This window comes from Ilumatobacteraceae bacterium (assembly GCA_033344875.1).
Taxonomy (GTDB): domain Bacteria; phylum Actinomycetota; class Acidimicrobiia; order Acidimicrobiales; family Ilumatobacteraceae; genus Ilumatobacter.
Genome location: JAWPMO010000001.1, coordinates 3,929,133 through 3,944,116, shown reverse-complemented (window position 1 = coordinate 3,944,116; position 14,984 = coordinate 3,929,133). Strand labels below are relative to the sequence as shown.

The 14,984-nt window shown below is 68.6% G+C and carries 13 protein-coding genes and 1 tRNA gene; 4 read left to right on the top strand and 10 right to left on the bottom strand.

Going from position 1 to position 14,984, the window contains the following annotated elements; all coding sequences use genetic code 11:
• Positions 1-74: 74 nt before the first annotated feature.
• The 7 genes from R8G01_18735 to R8G01_18705 form a co-directional block, all read right to left on the bottom strand.
• On the bottom strand, positions 75-1,115 hold the full coding sequence (locus R8G01_18735) for a peptidoglycan-binding protein (GenBank protein MDW3216040.1): 1,041 nt from the start codon (positions 1,113-1,115) through the stop codon (positions 75-77).
• Positions 1,112-2,353, bottom strand: a complete 1,242-nt coding sequence (locus R8G01_18730) for an ABC transporter permease (protein ID MDW3216039.1) — start codon at positions 2,351-2,353, stop codon at positions 1,112-1,114. The genes R8G01_18735 and R8G01_18730 overlap by 4 nt, the downstream gene beginning before the upstream one ends.
• On the bottom strand, positions 2,350-3,039 hold the full coding sequence (locus R8G01_18725) for an ABC transporter ATP-binding protein (protein ID MDW3216038.1): 690 nt from the start codon (positions 3,037-3,039) through the stop codon (positions 2,350-2,352). The genes R8G01_18730 and R8G01_18725 overlap by 4 nt, the downstream gene beginning before the upstream one ends.
• Positions 3,036-4,664 carry a peptidoglycan-binding protein gene (locus R8G01_18720; GenBank protein MDW3216037.1) on the bottom strand — a complete coding sequence of 543 codons (1,629 nt, stop codon included), beginning with the start codon at positions 4,662-4,664 and terminating at the stop codon, positions 3,036-3,038. The genes R8G01_18725 and R8G01_18720 overlap by 4 nt, the downstream gene beginning before the upstream one ends.
• A 1-nt stretch (position 4,665) precedes the next feature.
• On the bottom strand, positions 4,666-5,412 hold the full coding sequence (locus tag R8G01_18715; GenBank protein MDW3216036.1) for a hypothetical protein: 747 nt from the start codon (positions 5,410-5,412) through the stop codon (positions 4,666-4,668).
• Between the two features lie 81 nt (positions 5,413-5,493).
• Positions 5,494-6,819, bottom strand: coding sequence for a HAMP domain-containing sensor histidine kinase (locus tag R8G01_18710; protein ID MDW3216035.1), 1,326 nt, complete (start codon positions 6,817-6,819; stop codon positions 5,494-5,496).
• Positions 6,819-7,508: a response regulator transcription factor gene (locus tag R8G01_18705; protein ID MDW3216034.1), complete on the bottom strand. Its 690-nt coding sequence runs from the start codon at positions 7,506-7,508 to the stop codon at positions 6,819-6,821. Before R8G01_18705 ends, R8G01_18710 begins: the two co-directional genes overlap by 1 nt.
• A gap of 322 nt (positions 7,509-7,830) precedes the next feature.
• On the opposite strand from R8G01_18705, the gene R8G01_18700 reads away from it, so the two are divergent.
• On the top strand, positions 7,831-8,763 hold the full coding sequence (locus R8G01_18700) for a cysteine synthase family protein (protein MDW3216033.1): 933 nt from the start codon (positions 7,831-7,833) through the stop codon (positions 8,761-8,763).
• 75 nt (positions 8,764-8,838) lie between these two features.
• On the opposite strand, the gene R8G01_18695 is transcribed toward R8G01_18700, so the two are convergent.
• Positions 8,839-10,224 (bottom strand): hypothetical protein, encoded by a 1,386-nt coding sequence (locus R8G01_18695; GenBank protein MDW3216032.1) that lies wholly within the window; start codon positions 10,222-10,224, stop codon positions 8,839-8,841.
• A gap of 291 nt (positions 10,225-10,515) precedes the next feature.
• Here R8G01_18695 and R8G01_18690 point away from each other — a divergent pair, with 291 nt between their 5' ends.
• A complete protein-coding gene (locus R8G01_18690) occupies positions 10,516-10,761 on the top strand; it encodes an AbrB/MazE/SpoVT family DNA-binding domain-containing protein (protein MDW3216031.1) in 246 nt (81 codons plus the stop codon).
• Positions 10,752-11,165 (top strand): PIN domain-containing protein, encoded by a 414-nt coding sequence (locus R8G01_18685; protein MDW3216030.1) that lies wholly within the window; start codon positions 10,752-10,754, stop codon positions 11,163-11,165. The genes R8G01_18690 and R8G01_18685 overlap by 10 nt, the downstream gene beginning before the upstream one ends.
• Before the next feature lie 100 nt (positions 11,166-11,265).
• On the opposite strand, the gene R8G01_18680 is transcribed toward R8G01_18685, so the two are convergent.
• A tRNA-Sec gene (locus R8G01_18680) sits at positions 11,266-11,359 on the bottom strand.
• 120 nt (positions 11,360-11,479) lie between these two features.
• Here R8G01_18680 and R8G01_18675 point away from each other — a divergent pair.
• Entirely contained in the window at positions 11,480-12,439 is a 960-nt protein-coding gene (locus R8G01_18675) for a D-2-hydroxyacid dehydrogenase (GenBank protein MDW3216029.1), read from the top strand.
• Between the two features lie 3 nt (positions 12,440-12,442).
• On the opposite strand, the gene R8G01_18670 is transcribed toward R8G01_18675, so the two are convergent.
• On the bottom strand, positions 12,443-14,953 hold the full coding sequence (locus tag R8G01_18670) for a bifunctional diguanylate cyclase/phosphodiesterase (protein ID MDW3216028.1): 2,511 nt from the start codon (positions 14,951-14,953) through the stop codon (positions 12,443-12,445).
• Positions 14,954-14,984 lie beyond the last annotated feature (31 nt).

The window sequence follows — 14,984 nt, the reverse complement described above, 5'->3', positions numbered from 1 at the left end:
TCAGGCGGTGGCCGACCACGCCAGGCTGGGCCGCTCGGCCTGTGCGGGGCACGAGACCCCCACGGCGATCGCGGTCAGAGCGTGACGACGGTGTCACCGGCCGACAGGCCACTCGACACGGCGACCCGGGTGCCGACCGCGGTGCCGACCTCGACCACACGACGTTCGGTGACGTCGTCGTGCAGGACGTCGACGACGTAGGTGCCGTCGTCGAGTCGGAGCAACGCCGAGCTCGGGATCGTCAACTCGTCGGTGACCATGTCGCGGGTCCACTCGAGGCCGACGTCGACCACGTCGAGCTCGGGCAGTTCGACCTGACCTGACGTGGTGGTGACCGTCCACGTGTCGGCCGCCTGCTGGATGTGCTCGACGACGGCGTCGACCACCGAACGATCCGGGAGCCGGACCGACACCGGATCGCCGACCGCGAGGGTCACGGCATCGCCGGGATCGAGTTCGAACGAGGCGATGCGGTCGAAGCTCCCGAGCGAGACCAGTTCGGTGTCCGCACCGACGGAGGCGCCGACGGCGACGGACACGGCGGCGATGCGCGACCGGCCTCCACCGAAGACGACCGTCCCGAGTTCGACACGCCCGGTGGCCGCGGCGCCGAGTGCCTCCTGCCAGTCCTCGACCATCGACGCGGTGGCAGACGTGTACTCGTCGTCGATCGTGACATCGTCGTCGGCGTTGTAGCCGAGCGCGTCGAGCGACGCCTCCAGCTGGGCGACGTCGTCGCCGACATCGCCGTTGGACATGGTGCGCCACGCGGGCACGTCACCGTCGAGCCACACGATCGGCACGTCGTCGACCACGCCGATCACGTCGCCGGCCGACAGCGAGACACCTGCATCGACGATGCCGGTGACGGTGCCCGCAGCGGGGGCGACGACGGCGATCGATGGCTCGTACACCAAGGTCCCATCCGCTTCGTGATCGACAGACAGGGTTCGCACCTCTGCCACCGACGACGTGATCGCCGGCTCGGGCTCCTCGACCGTCTCCTCGACCGACAGACGCTCCTTCGCGACCCAGGCTGCGGCGCCGATGCCACCGATCGCCGCGACGACCAGGACGGACGAGACGATCTTGCGGCGTGTGGTGCGGCGACTCATGCTGACCTCAAGGCTTCTGTCGGCGCCAGACGGGCGGCGCGCATGGCGGGGTACAGACCGGCGATGACGCCGATCGCGAGTGCGGCGACGAGGCCGCCGACGAGCGCGATCGTTGGGATGACCACACCCCATCCCTCGATGTCGGCGTAGAACGCCGTCACCGCGGCACCGAGGCTCACGCCGGCGACGCCGCCCAGGCTGGAGAGCAGCAGGGCCTCCACGAGGAACTGCCGCCGGATGTGGGCCCGGGTCGCGCCGAGCGCACGCCGCAGACCGATCTCGTTGCGACGTTCGATCACGGCGATCACCATCACGTTGGCGATGCCGATGCCACCGACGAGCAGGGCAACGGCACCGAGGCCGAGGAACAGCGAGGTGAACGCCGAGTCGGCGGCTTCCTGCGCCTCCAGCACGTCGCTGGGCCGGGAGATCGACACCTCGTCGGGACTCTGCGGGTCGACCGTGGCCGAGATGACCCCGCGCACGGCGTCGAGCTGATCGGGTTCGGTCCGCACGTAGATCGTGCTCGCGTTCAGTTCGACATCGAACGTCGACTGCGCGACCGGCTTACCGATGAACACGGCTCGGTCGTAGCTCTCGGCCAAGGGGAACTCGTCGAGGATCCCGACGACGGTGAACCACTCTCCACCGATCGTGATCATCGGCCCGTCGGCGACCGACGTGATCGCCAGACGTTCGGCGGCGACCGAGCCGAGCACCACGCTCGGTGTCTCGGCCGAGGTGCCGTCCAGCCAGTCACCGGCGGCCACCGACCCGCGGAGCGTCGACACGAGGTCGACGTCGGCCGCGATCGCGGTCAGGCCCTTCGTCTCGTTGACACTCATCACGTCGTTGCGGAGAGGGAGCTCATCGAGCGCGACGACGTCGGCGACGACCTCGATCGGTCCGATCCGGCCCAGCTTCGCGACGGCTTCCTCCGGCAACACGCCGTCGCCACCGCCGAAACCACCCGACGGCTCGATCGTCAACAGGTTCGTACCGAGTTCCTCGATCTGGTTGCTCAGATCCGCCCGGCTGGACTCCGACAGACCGAGCACGGCGACCATCGCAGCGATCCCGATCGTGATGCCCAGCGCCGACAGCGCCGTACGCATCTTGCGTTGACGGAGACCGTCGGTGGCGACGGCGGCGACGTCGACCGGGCGCAGCCGGCTCGCGCCGAGCCGTGCCGACGAGGTGGCGCTCGGAGCCACGGAGCGTTCGAGTGTGGCGGTCATCGGTTCGCTCCTGCGAGTTCGGAGAGATGGCCGTCGGTCATCTCGACCTGACGAGGCAACGACGCGGCGATCTCCCGCGAGTGGGTGATGACGAGGATCGTGCTCCCCTCCTCGTGCAGGGTGTGCAGCAGCTCCATGACCGCCGCGCTGGAACGGCTGTCCAGGTTGCCGGTCGGCTCGTCGGCGAGCACGATCGAGGGCTCGTTGACCAGCGCTCTGGCGACCGCGACGCGCTGGCGTTCGCCACCCGACAACTCGTTCGGCAGATGATGCAGGCGGTGACCGAGACCGACCCGGTCGAGTTGTTCCGCTGCCCGTCGACGCCGGGTCCTGGCCGGGACACCCGAGTACAGCAGCCCGTTCGCGACGTTGTCGAGCGCGCTCGCGCCCTGCAACAGGAAGAACTGCTGGAACACGAAGCCGATCCGCCGCGACCGGACCGCGGACAGCTTGCGGTCGCCGAGCCGAGACACCTCGATGCCGTCGATGTGCAGCGTGCCGGACGTCGGCCGGTCGAGGGTGCCCATCACGTGCAGCATCGTGGACTTGCCGGAACCGGACGGTCCGACGATGGCGACCAGCTCGCCGTGTTCGACACGCAGCGACACGTGGTCGAGCGCCCGAACCGGAGGAGAGCCGGGGTACACCTTGGAGACATCGCTCAGCTCGAGCGCCGCGTGGCTCACGACGGCACCACGACCTCGACGCTGGGTTCGAGCGAACCGTCGATGATCTCGACCACGCCGTCGTCGAACGTGCCCAGTTCCACCCCGACCAGTCGGGTGCTGCCGTCGGCGTCCCGAACTTCGACGGCGAACCCGCCTTCGACCAGCGTGATGAGCGCCCGGGTGGGCACGACGACCGCACCGTCGATCCGTGACGACTCGGTGACGATCGTGACGGCGCCGCTGACGTACCGCTCGGGTTCGTCGACCACGTCGAACGTCACGGCGACCGTGGGCTCCGCATCCTGTCCCGTGGTCGTGCCGGAGGCGACGTCGGCGATCTCGGCCACCGTGGCCACGAACTCGGTCTCGTCCAGTTGGACGATGGTCACGCCGTCACCGACTGCGAACTCGTCGATCTCCGCGACCGCGATGTCGGCCGAGACCGACAGGGTCGGCGCACCGAGGCTCATGACCACGCGACCCTCACCGAGCAGGTCACCGACCGCAAGGTACGGGGTGTCGACGGCGAAGGCGTCGGAGGCTGCCGCCGGTACCGGCACGTAGTCACGTGGGTTTGTCGAGCCGGTCGGTGGCAGACCGACCGACCCCTGCCACCGCTGCACGGCGGCCGCCGTGGCCAGGTCGAGTTCGTCGTCGATGACGATCTGCTGATCGGGATCGAAGCCGATGTACACGAGCACGCTCTCGATCTGTTCGACGTCACCGGTCTCGAAGGCCGCGAGCACGGCGTCGGTGACGTCGTCGGTGTCGACGACGGCCACGACGTCGACGCCATCGACCGAATAGAGCACCGTCCCGTGTTCGATCGGTGTGCCGACCGGAGCGATCGACGTCACGGCACCGGGGGTCTCGTCGTCGACGTCGTACTGCCAACCGACGACGTCGACCGTCTCGGCGAGCGTGTCGATCACGGCCAGCTGGGCATCCGCACGAGCGGTCGAGCCGACCACCGCAGGGTCGGTGACCACCGACGGTCCGGCCAGCACGATCACGCGCGACCTGAGCACGGTGCCGGTCGCCTCGAGGCCCAGCGACTCCTCCCACGCTTCGACCATCGTCTCGGTGGCCGAGGTGAACTCGTCGTCGATCGTGACGTCGCCGTCCACGTCGAAACCGAGCCGCACCAGGTTCGCTTCGAGCTGTCGCACGTCGTCACCGACATCGCCGTTGCGCAGATCGCGCCACATCGGCACCGATCCGAACAGGGCGACGACCGGTTCGGCTCCGATCACGGCGACAACGTCGCCTCGCTCGACCGTGGATCCGTCCTCGAGGGCGGCGGTGATCACACCGCTCTCCTGTGCGTTGATCACCGTGGAGGTACCGGCGGCCAGTGTGCCCGACCATTCGACCTCTTCGACCAGATCGCGGGTCTCGACCGTCACGGTCGAGAGCTGCACCGTCTCTTCGACGATCGGCTCGGCGGCCTCACCACCCTCGCCGGTCACCGCGACCGCAGCGGTGCCGCCACATCCGATCGCGGCGCCGACGACGAGCCAGGGCCATCGGCGCCGGCGAGGGGCGATGCGGTCGTCGAGCGACGAGTGCCGCGGAGCTGCTCCGTTCGTCGACGGCGAGCCGACGGCGTGCTCTTCGAGTCGTTCGGACGTGTCCTGCGACATGTCAGGCGCCTTCGCCCGGCTGGCCGATACCGGCGCCCGAGAAGGCCTGGTCGATGATCGGCGAGCACACCTCGAGCGCCGCGATCACCTCGGGATCCTCGGGATCGAGACCGAGACGTCCGGCGAACTGGTCGTTCCGGTCACCGAATCCGCCCTCGCGCTGGCCGCGACCCGGGCCCTCACCGTCGCCGGTGCCGGTCGGCGGGGTGGCACCGCCGACCTGCCCCGCGCCCGGGGCGCCGAAGGTCAGGTCGGCGACATCTTCGAAACCCTCGGCCCGGATGCAGTCGGAGAACTCCAGGAACGCGTCCTGCAACTCGGTATTTTCCGCGAGGCCCGCCCCACGTCCGCCGCCGCCGAACTCCACTCCCTCGAGCACACTGCTGCAGGCGTCCATCGCCGTTCGGAACGAGTCGTCGCCGGGACCGAGGTCTTCGAAGGCGCCGCGGAGGTCGATGTTGCCGTCGGCGTCGACACCGATGTCTGGGACGTCGAGCCCCTCGGCGCGCAGACACTCGGACAGCGCGAGTGCCGCCTCGTCGGCAGCGAGGTCGCCGGCGACAGAGTCCACGCCTTCCGACGTGATCGACGGGTCGGATGTCGCCGCGCTGTCCGTCTCGAGCGTGGCGAGCCCGTCGGCAGCACTGGTCTCGGCCGAAGCACCGGAACCGCATGCCGTGAGCGCGAGCGCTCCGCCGGCCAGCAGTGCGACGAACCGTCTTGTGGGCAAAGGCGTCGTGGGAGTCATGCTCACCACGCTCCCGGCGCAGGGTGAGAGAACCGTTAGAAGCCGGCGAGATCCCCGTCAGGAACGTCGGCGTGCGCCGACTCAGCGGGCGGTCGCGAACGTGAAACCGACGATCGCGCCCTGACCGTCGTCCGGGTCGTCGACGAACGCTGCTCCACCGTGGTCGGCTGCGACCTTGGCGACGATCGCCAACCCCAGCCCCGAGCCCGGCAGGGTTCGCACAGCATCGGCCCGGTAGAAGCGTTCGAACACCCGGGCACGGTCGTCGGCACCGATGCCAGGTCCGTGGTCGCGGACCGCGAGGCGCCCTGACTCGACGGTGACCGTGATCGCGGCGTCCGGGGGCGAGAACTTCGCCGCGTTGTCGATCAGGTTGGTCACGGCCCGGTCGAGTGCCGCCGGCTGCCCGTCGGCCGAGCAGCGCGTCCCCAGCAACTCGATCCGCCGACGATGACGGATCGCGCCACGCTCGGTCGCCGCGGTCGCGATGTCGAACACGTCGATCGGTCGAACCGACTCGCCCGCATCGTCCGATGCCGAGAGCTCGACCAGTTCGTTGGTGAGCTTCGTCAGTTCGTCGACCTCCCGCACGATCGCATCGAGCGAACGAGCCCGGTCGTCGTCGGTGAGCCGACCGGACTGGAGGAGTTCGGCATTGGCGCGGAGCGTGGTCAACGGTGTTCTCATCTCGTGGCCGGCGTCGCCGACGAGTTGCCGCTGCTGCTCGCGCGAGCGTCGCAGGGCGGCGAGCATCGTCGAGAAGCTGGCCGACAACCGGTGCACCTCGGAACGCCCCGAACCGGGCGACGACATGTCGAGCGGCACGTCGAGATCTCGGGTGCCGGCCACGTGGTCGACGACGGCAGTCAGGCGTTCGAGCGGGCGCGTCGTCCATGCCGCCAGGAGCCAGCCGAGACCGGCGGCGATCGCCGAGACGACGATGCCGAGCAGCCAGAGCCGCCGACGGATCGCTCCCACCGTGGCATCGGCTTCCGCCAGGCTGCGCGCCAGTTGGACGATGTTGCCGCCGGCGTTCGTGTCGGCACCCACGCGGAACCGCTCGCCGTCGATCGTGATCGTCCGTAGCTCGCCCAGCGTGCCGAGATCGGGCAGACCGAGCACGACGTCGGGGTCGGAGGTGACCAACACGGCACCGTCGGGGGCCGTGACCTGGAAGATCACCCCGTCGTCGATCTGCTGACGGATTCCCTCGAGCGCAATGGTTCCCGGGGGCGGAACAGGGATGCGGTCCAACTGACCAGGCGCCTCGTTGCGCCGCTCGAGGAAACGGTCGACGGCCGAGTACTGCTCGTCGCTCACCGCCGCGTACGACCAGAGGCCACCGACGAACATCGCCGATGCGGCGATGACCCCGACGAGGAGCGCCACCCTGGTCCGGAGCGTCATCAGTCCCCCCGAATCGTGAAGCCGACGCCACGAACGGTGTGGAGCAGTCGCGGTTCACCGCCGGATTCCAGCTTGGCGCGCAGATACGACACGTAGACGTCGAGCGAGCGCGAGTTGGTCTCGAAGTCGTATCCCCAGATCCGCTCGTAGATCGTCGTTCGCGAGAGCACCTGGCCGGGGTGCCGCATGAGCAGCGCCAGCAGCTCGAACTCCGTCTTGGTCAGCTCGATCGACCGCTCACCGCGCCGCGCGCTGCGCTGCGCCAGGTCGACGGACAGGTCGCCGCACACCTGTGTCACGGGACCATCGCGATCGCAGCGCCGGAGGAGTGCGCGCAACCGCGCGAACAACTCGTCGAGCGAGAACGGTTTGGTGAGGTAGTCATCGGCTCCGGCGTCCAAGCCGGCGACCCGGTCGCTGACCTCGGTGCGTGCCGTCAAGACCAGGATCGGGGTGCGGTCGCCCCTTCTCCGAACGGCGCTGCACACGGACAGGCCGTCGATCACCGGCATCGAGAGGTCGAGCACCACGGCGTCGATGCCGTGGTCGCCATCGAGGCGGCTCAGCGCATCGCCCCCGTTCGGCACCGCGACGACGTCGTATCCCTCGTACCGCAGCGCGGTGAACAAGGCATCTCGTACGCCGCGATCGTCGTCGACGACCAGCACGCACGCCCCCTCACCGACCATCCGGTCAGTGTGCGATCGATGGACTGCGGCGAGGCACCGTCGTCGAGATTCTTACCGAATTCCGACATTCGAAGGTGTACGGGGATCTGTATCGCTGCGACGAATGACGTGGTCACCATCATTCGGGCACCGATCTCTCCGACGCGGCACATGCGATCGTTGGCCCGTTCAGGTCGAGCACCCGTCGCGACCTCGCGATGAGCCGTGGCGCCGTTGGTTCATCGGGTCGTCGGATGTGGTCTATGGTCCGGCGGCGGTTTGCGGGGTCTCACGCCGGTAGGCGGATCAGGGTCGTGATCGCTCGAGCGACAGGGGGATCACCATGAGGGTTGGCCAGTCGATGACCGAGGTGGTCGGGCACACCCCCGTCGTGCAGTTGCGCAAGGTCGTGCCCGACGACGCCGCCGACGTGTTCGTCAAGCTCGAGTGGTTCAACCCGACCGGGTCGTACAAGGACCGGATGGCGCTGGCCATGATCACCGAGGCCGAGCGTCGCGGCGACCTCCGCCCGGGGATGACGGTGCTCGAGTACACGGCGGGCAGCACGGGTTCGTCGCTCGCATATGTCTGCGCTGCGAAGGGCTACCACTTCAAGGTCGTGACATCGGACGCGTTTGCTCCCGAGAAGCTCGCCACCATGGCCGCCCTCGGTGCCGACCTGACCATCGTGCCGAGCGTCGGCGGCAAGATCACGCCGGACCTCACCCCCCGGATGATCGAAACGGCACGCGAACTCGCGGCGGACCCCGACGTGTACTGGACGGACCAGCTCAACAACACCGACTCGCTGGTCGGCTACCGCCAGGTCGGCGTCGAACTGCTCGACCAACTCGAGCAGCCGATCGACGTCTTCTGTTGCGCGGTCGGCACGAGCGGTATGGCCACGGGCGTGGCGGATGCCCTCGACGAGGCGGGCAGCTCGGCACGGGTCGTGATCTTCGAACCGGATTCCAGCCCGGTGATCTCGACCGGACGGCCGGGGGTCAACTCGGTCGAGGGCATCGGGATCGGGATGGTGCCTCCGCTGCTCGACCTCGATCGCTTCGACCAGATCCGAGCGATCTCCGAGGACGCAGCGTTCGAGATGGCCCGGCGCCTCGCCGCCGAGGAAGGCCTGCTCGCCGGCGCATCGACCGGACTCAACGTGGTCGGCGCGATCGAACTCGCACGAGAGATCGGCGTCGGCAAGACCGTCGTCACCCTCGCCTGCGACACCGGGCTCAAGTACCTCTCCGGTGACCTGTACCGGCGCTGACCGATCGCGGCGACGACCCGGTCCGTCAAGAGCGGACCGGGTCGTGCTGCATGCGGCGGTCGGGTGCGCTGCGGGTCAGTCGTCGAGGTCGACCTCGCCGTCGGCGTTGCCCGACAGATCCGACTTGGAGACGTTCACCGAGCCGGAGCCGCCCGCTGCCTCCACGCCCCACCCGCCGTTGTCGGCCAGGATGGACTTGTCGACGATCACGAACACCGCACCACCGTCGTCCTCGACGGCCTTGACCCCGGACCCCTCGGCACCCGTGGAGGTGATCTTGGAGATGTCGACCGTCACGACGCCCGATCCGTCGCCGCCTTCGGACTCGACCTCGATCTGATCGTTCCCGGCGCCCTGGAACGTCGACATCGAGATGTCGGCCGTGTTGTCGCCGGCATCGGCCTCGGACGCCTTGTAGCCCTCGTCGCCGTTGCGGGATGCCTCGGTCTTGACGACGGTGCCGACGATCGATCCCTCGCCGGCCTCGTCCATGTCCATGCCCTCGTCGCGGTTGTCGTTCACCTCGGAACGGGACACGACGACGACGAGGTCGCCGGCGTCTTCCTCGTCGATGTCGAAGCCGTCGTCGAGGTCCTCGATCGTGTCGCCGAAGTCGCCGCCGCACAGGTTCTCGACCGTGCACTCGATGGCGACGGTGTCGCCGTTGTCGTTGAAGGTGGATCGATCGACCGTCGCGTCGACGGATCCGACGCCCTTCTCGTCGAGTTCCACGCCGTCGGCGAGGTTGCCGTCGAAGGTCGACCGGTCGAGGTCGGCGACGAGGCCACCGGCGCCACCCTGGTCGACGCGCAGCCCGTCGAAGTCCTGGGGGCAGCCGGTCGCCTGGCTGATGTCATAGCCGACGAGCCGGCCCGCTCCCGTGATCTCGGAACGGTCGACGGTGACATCGATGGAGGTGCCCGAGTCGACCGGATACGGGTCGACGCAGTTCGGATGGATGAAGTCGTCGGTGTTGTAGCCCGTGGTGGCCTGGCCGTCGATCAGCACGCCGTGGAACTGGGCGTCGCTGACGGTGACCCGGTCCAGGACGATCTCGACGGTGCCCGAACCTTCGGGGAGGAAGACCGCAAGGCCGTTGTTGAAGCTGTCGGCGAACGTCAGGCGCTCGACCGTCAGATCGCCCCCGGACTCGGAGGCGAACAGACCGGAGTCCCAGGTGTCGGTGTCGGCAGGCACCGACACACCCGACAGCGTCGCCCCTCGCCCGACGAGCGTGAGGTCCTGCACGCCCGTGTAGCGGACCTCGTCGGTCAACTCGATGACGGCGTTCGGGGCGAAGACGATCTCACCGATGGACGAGTCGGCGTTGGCGGCATCGACGGCCGCGAGGAACTCGGCCTGGCTGGAGACGCCGGGCGCCGCCGCCTGCGCCGGGTTCATCGCGAGCGCCGACCCGGCGAGGGACAGTGCCGCAAGTGCGGTGACGGAACGGATCTTCATGGTTCTCCTTCGTTTGGCTTCGAGCAGACGGGTACGGCCTATCGACCCGACCTGAACGTGACGTGAACGGGCGGGAGCCGGTGAGTGAGAACCCCGTGACCATCGCGCGACGACGCGCTTGCTCGCCGCGTCATGGGAGGTGCAGCCGGTGCCGCGCGCCGGGACGTGTGCCGACGCGACCGTTCCGAGAGCACACATCTCGCGGCTCACGTCGCAACAGAGCCCGCCCCAACTCCCTCGGCGCCGAGTTCCCTCTTGCCGAAGGCCGACTCGAACGTTACCCTTACTTGAATGGCGAATGTAAAGGAACGGCGACGAGGGACATCCACGATCAGTTCCAAGAATCAGATCACCATTCCAGCCGACGCACTCCGCAATGCCGGTCTCGAGGTCGGTGACCGCGTGGTCGCTCACGCCGACGGAGCTGGACGAGTCATCCTGCAGCGCGAACACGACGTCGTCGCCGAGTTCGCTGGAGCGCTCACCGGCACCTACCACCCCACCGAGTTGGACGACCTTCGTTCCGAATGGGACTGACCCACCTCGACGCAGGGGTCATCATCGCGTTCCTCGATGCCGACGACACCCACCACGACGCTGCCACCTCAGCCCTGGCGAATGCCCTCGGACAGGCCGACAGGCTCTCGATAGCGGCATCGGCGCTGGCCGAGTGTCTCGTCGGTCCCGCCCGACGCAGCACGACAGCAGTCGAACTCGTGCGCACTGCCATCGGTCGGCTGCCCGTGTCCGTCGTCCCCCTCGACGAGGACATCGCCACACGAGCAGCTGGGCTTCGCGCCCGGCATCGCACGTTGAAGCTCCCCGACGCGCTCGTCATTGCGACCGCGGAGACCTCCCGCGCCGACCGAATCATCACGACCGATCGGCGGTGGCCGACCGCCAGAGCGATGAAACTGGCACTGGCGATCGAGGAGATCTGACCGACGCGGTGCGCTCACCCTGTGCTCCGGAACCGGACATCGGACCCTGGAGCCGCATCACCCCACGTGGCGGTGCATGCGGTCCAGGGTTCGACTGCAATCGGAGGTGGACGGGAATCGAACCCGCCGGACGGGGATCGCCCGTCCCAACCGCTTTGAAGGCGGCGGAGCCCACCAGGTACCCAGACACCTCCCGGTAGTGCCCCGCACGTTACCGGCGGGTGCCGACCGAACGCCGACTCCACCCGATCGCCCCATCCGTTCGCACACCACGAGCCCGAACTTCGACGGTCGGTTGATTACCGTCGACCGACATGGCGACGCTCTTCTGCTCCGACACGTTCTGGGACGACCACGGCGACGACATCGTCGCGATCGACCCGACGATCGACGTCGTCCGACTGGTCGGCAGCGAGCACGTGGCACCGGCCGATCTCGAACGCATCACGATCGCATTCTTCTCCGGCGACACGTGGCCGGAACGATCCGGGTCGTTCCTCGGCGCCTGCACGCGGGCGCCGCACCTCGAATGGCTCCAGTCGTTCTCGGCCGGCACCGACCACCCGGTCTTCGGCGCGATCCGTGACCGGGGCGTCACGGTGACCTGTAGCGCCGGATCGTCGGCGCCGTCGATCGCTCAGACGGTCATGCTCTACCTGCTCGCGTTGAGCCGCGATCTCCCTCGGCTCAACCGGGCCCAGAGCGAGCGGCGCTGGTCGCCCGGACCGTCCCGCGACCTGCACGGGCTCCGTCTCGGGATCGTCGGACTCGGCGGGATCGGCACCGAGGTCGAACGGCTGGCCCGGGCGTTCGAGATGGATGTCGTCGGTCTCCGCCGCACCGTCCGGGGCGACGAACCCTGCGAGACCTGGCCGAACGAGCAGCTCGCGGAACTGCTGGGTTGGGCCGACGCGATCGTCGTCGCCGCGCCGCTGAACGCGCAGACCGCCGGCATGTTCGACGCCGACGCGTTCGCCACGATGCGCCGCGGCGCGTGGTTCGTCAACGTGGGTCGCGGCGAGATCGTCGACGAGGTCGCGCTGGCCGATGCGCTGTCATCCGGTCATCTGGGCGGCGCGGGTCTCGACGTGTTCGCGACCGAACCGCTCCCGTCGACGAGCCCGCTGTGGGACCTGCCCAACGTCATCATCACCCCGCACTCGTCGGGCAACACCGATCGGTCGCGCCAACGATCGATCCGGCAGTTCATCGAGAACTTCCGACGTCACACCGACGGCGAGCCGCTGCACAACGTGACCGGTGCCGCCGACTGAGGCTCAGTCGGCGGCGCTCTGCCACGCGCGGGTGGACACTCCCTGCAACCAGTCGACCAGGTCGTCGGCGTGCATCGGCTCGGAGATCGCATACCCCTGCGCGACGTCGCACCCGAACTCGCGGAGCCGGTCGAGCACGTCGAACGACTCGACACCCTCGGCGACGACCGCCAGGCCGAGGTTGTGGCCGAGATCGATCGTCGACCGGACGATCACCTCGTCCTGCGGGTCGACGAGCATGCGGGCCACGAAGCTCTGGTCGATCTTCAGCTCGTGCACCGGCAGCCGTCGGAGGTAGCTCAGCGACGAGTACCCGGTACCGAAATCGTCGACCGCCATCCGCAGGCCCACCTCGTAGAGCCCGTCGATCGTCGCCCGAGTGCGGGGCGCGTCGACGAACAGCGACGACTCCGTGATCTCCAGCGTGAGCCTCGACGGGTCGACGTGGTGGGAGCCGAGGTAGCCGCGGACACGGTCGGGGAGGCGGGCGTCGAAGAGATCGTGGGTCGACACGTTGACGGAGACGTCGACGTCGAGACCCGCTCGTTGGATCTCGGCCAGCATCCTGATGCCGCTGGCGAGCACGATGTCGGTCAGCTGCTTGATCAGGCCGGTGTCCTCGGCGACGCGAACGAACTCGGCGGGTGGCACCGTGCCGCGGATGGGATGATCCCAACGCACGAGCGCCTCGGCACCGACGACCCGTCCGGTCGCCAGATTCAGCTTCGGCTGGTACACGACCGTCAGCTGATCGGTCTCGATCGCCGTGCGCAGATCGCCGAGCATCGAGAGTCGAGCCGGTGTCCTCCGGTCGATCTCGTCGCGGTACATCTCGACGCCGGTCCGCTGCCACTTGGCGTTGTACATCGCGATGTCCGCGCGCCGCATCGGCTTGGTCGCCTCGCCGTCGCGCTCGATGATCTCGGCCACTCCGACGCTGACGGTCACGACGATCTCGAGACCGTCGAGCGTGACGGGCCGGCCGCCTTCGGTCACACACGTCTGGGCGAGGTCGAAGATCTCGTCACTCGTCGCCCGCCGACACAGCACGGCGAACTCGTCGCCTGCCAGGCGCGCCAACACGTCTCGCGGGCCGAGGACCGCGGTCATCCGACGACTGAACTCGACGAGCAACGCGTCGCCGGCGTGGTGGCCGAGCGTGTCGTTGACCTCCTTGAACCGGTCGAGGTCGAGCATCATCACCGCCCAGACGCCGGTCTTCGGCGACTGAGCGGCATCGGAGACATATCGCTCGAACAGGGTCCGCCCCGGGAGCCCGGTCAACGCATCGTGCCGAGCCTCCCACTCCAGACGCTCGTGCAGCACGCCCTTACGGAGGCTCGAGGACAGCTGCTCCGACATGCTGGTCAACCGGACGATCGCAGCGTCGCCGAACTCCTCCCCGGTGTTCCACTGGACGAACACGACGATCGCGCCGAACACGGCACCGGCGTCGGACATGCCGGCCACCAGCAGCGGTGTCTCGGCACCGGAGGCACCGAGACGACGCGCAGCGCTCGGCGAGACGACCTGGGCGGCCGGCTCGGAGATCAGCTCGACCCAACGATCGTCATCGCCCGACGTGGGGAGGTCGACGGGGACCTGCCCGCGCTGGTGCACGACGGCGCCGTCGTCGGTGAACCGGACGATCGCGACCCCGGTCGCGCGGAGATCTTGGAACAGTTCGGCGACCGCCACCTCGCCGATCTGGTGCGGGTCGAGGGTGCGGCCGACCCGACCGGCGAACCCGTGCAGCGTGCGCAGGTCGCGCAGCGACTGGTTGAGCACGCCGAAGTTGTTGAGCACGTACCAGATCCCCACCGTCGGCAGGACGGCGAAGACGACGAGGACCGGTTCGATCAGCGCGAGGGCGAGCGTCATCGCGCCGAGCACCGACGTGACCGGGTACAACCACCACGTGCCGCTGATCTCGGCGACGACCCGCTCGCGCAGGTCACCCTCGTAGCGCGAGATCGCCGTCGAGATGAGCACCGAGGTGGCCAGCGCGGTGACGACGGGGGCCAGGACTGCACCGCAGATCAATCCGACCGGACCGTCGCCCCACCACGAGACGAGCGCACGGAAGAGCGTGTACGTGAGCATCAGGTCGAGGACGAGCAACACGGTGTTGAACGCGAGTTTCACGCCACGATTGCGCCGCTTGGTCAACAGCACGATCACCGAGACCGAGAGGCGGGCGATCAGCGCGGCCGCGGGTGAGACGAACACGAGCGCGATCGCCATCGGGATCTCCGACATCGAGAACGCGATGCCGTGGCGCCGGAATACGACGTTGAAGACCGAGTACTCGAACGCTCCGAACGCGACGGCGACCGAGACGATCGCCCACCACCCGGTGTCGACGGTGGCGTCGCGCGGATCGCTCAGCAGGGCATACAGTCCGACGGCGACGGCGAGCATCCCGAGGGTGATCGCCGCGACCTGGACGTCAGGGCGGACACGCACGACCGCGCCGGCGTTGGGCCGGGTGTGTTCAACCTCGTCGTGCGTCAATCGGGGGCTCCTGACCCATTGCTGAGCAACC

What these genes read in the sequence shown, in the direction of transcription:
- R8G01_18735 (MDW3216040.1), bottom strand. Translation starts at nt 1,115, where the DNA reads ATGAGTCGCCGCACCACACGCCGCAAGATCGTCTCGTCCGTCCTGGTC.
- R8G01_18730 (MDW3216039.1), bottom strand. Translation starts at nt 2,353, where the DNA reads ATGACCGCCACACTCGAACGCTCCGTGGCTCCGAGCGCCACCTCGTCG.
- R8G01_18720 (MDW3216037.1), bottom strand. Translation starts at nt 4,664, where the DNA reads ATGTCGCAGGACACGTCCGAACGACTCGAAGAGCACGCCGTCGGCTCG.
- R8G01_18715 (MDW3216036.1), bottom strand. Translation starts at nt 5,412, where the DNA reads ATGACTCCCACGACGCCTTTGCCCACAAGACGGTTCGTCGCACTGCTG.
- R8G01_18710 (MDW3216035.1), bottom strand. Translation starts at nt 6,819, where the DNA reads ATGACGCTCCGGACCAGGGTGGCGCTCCTCGTCGGGGTCATCGCCGCA.
- R8G01_18705 (MDW3216034.1), bottom strand. Translation starts at nt 7,508, where the DNA reads ATGGTCGGTGAGGGGGCGTGCGTGCTGGTCGTCGACGACGATCGCGGC.
- R8G01_18700 (MDW3216033.1), top strand. Translation starts at nt 7,831, where the DNA reads ATGAGGGTTGGCCAGTCGATGACCGAGGTGGTCGGGCACACCCCCGTC.
- R8G01_18695 (MDW3216032.1), bottom strand. Translation starts at nt 10,224, where the DNA reads ATGAAGATCCGTTCCGTCACCGCACTTGCGGCACTGTCCCTCGCCGGG.
- R8G01_18690 (MDW3216031.1), top strand. Translation starts at nt 10,516, where the DNA reads ATGGCGAATGTAAAGGAACGGCGACGAGGGACATCCACGATCAGTTCC.
- R8G01_18685 (MDW3216030.1), top strand. Translation starts at nt 10,752, where the DNA reads ATGGGACTGACCCACCTCGACGCAGGGGTCATCATCGCGTTCCTCGAT.
- R8G01_18675 (MDW3216029.1), top strand. Translation starts at nt 11,480, where the DNA reads ATGGCGACGCTCTTCTGCTCCGACACGTTCTGGGACGACCACGGCGAC.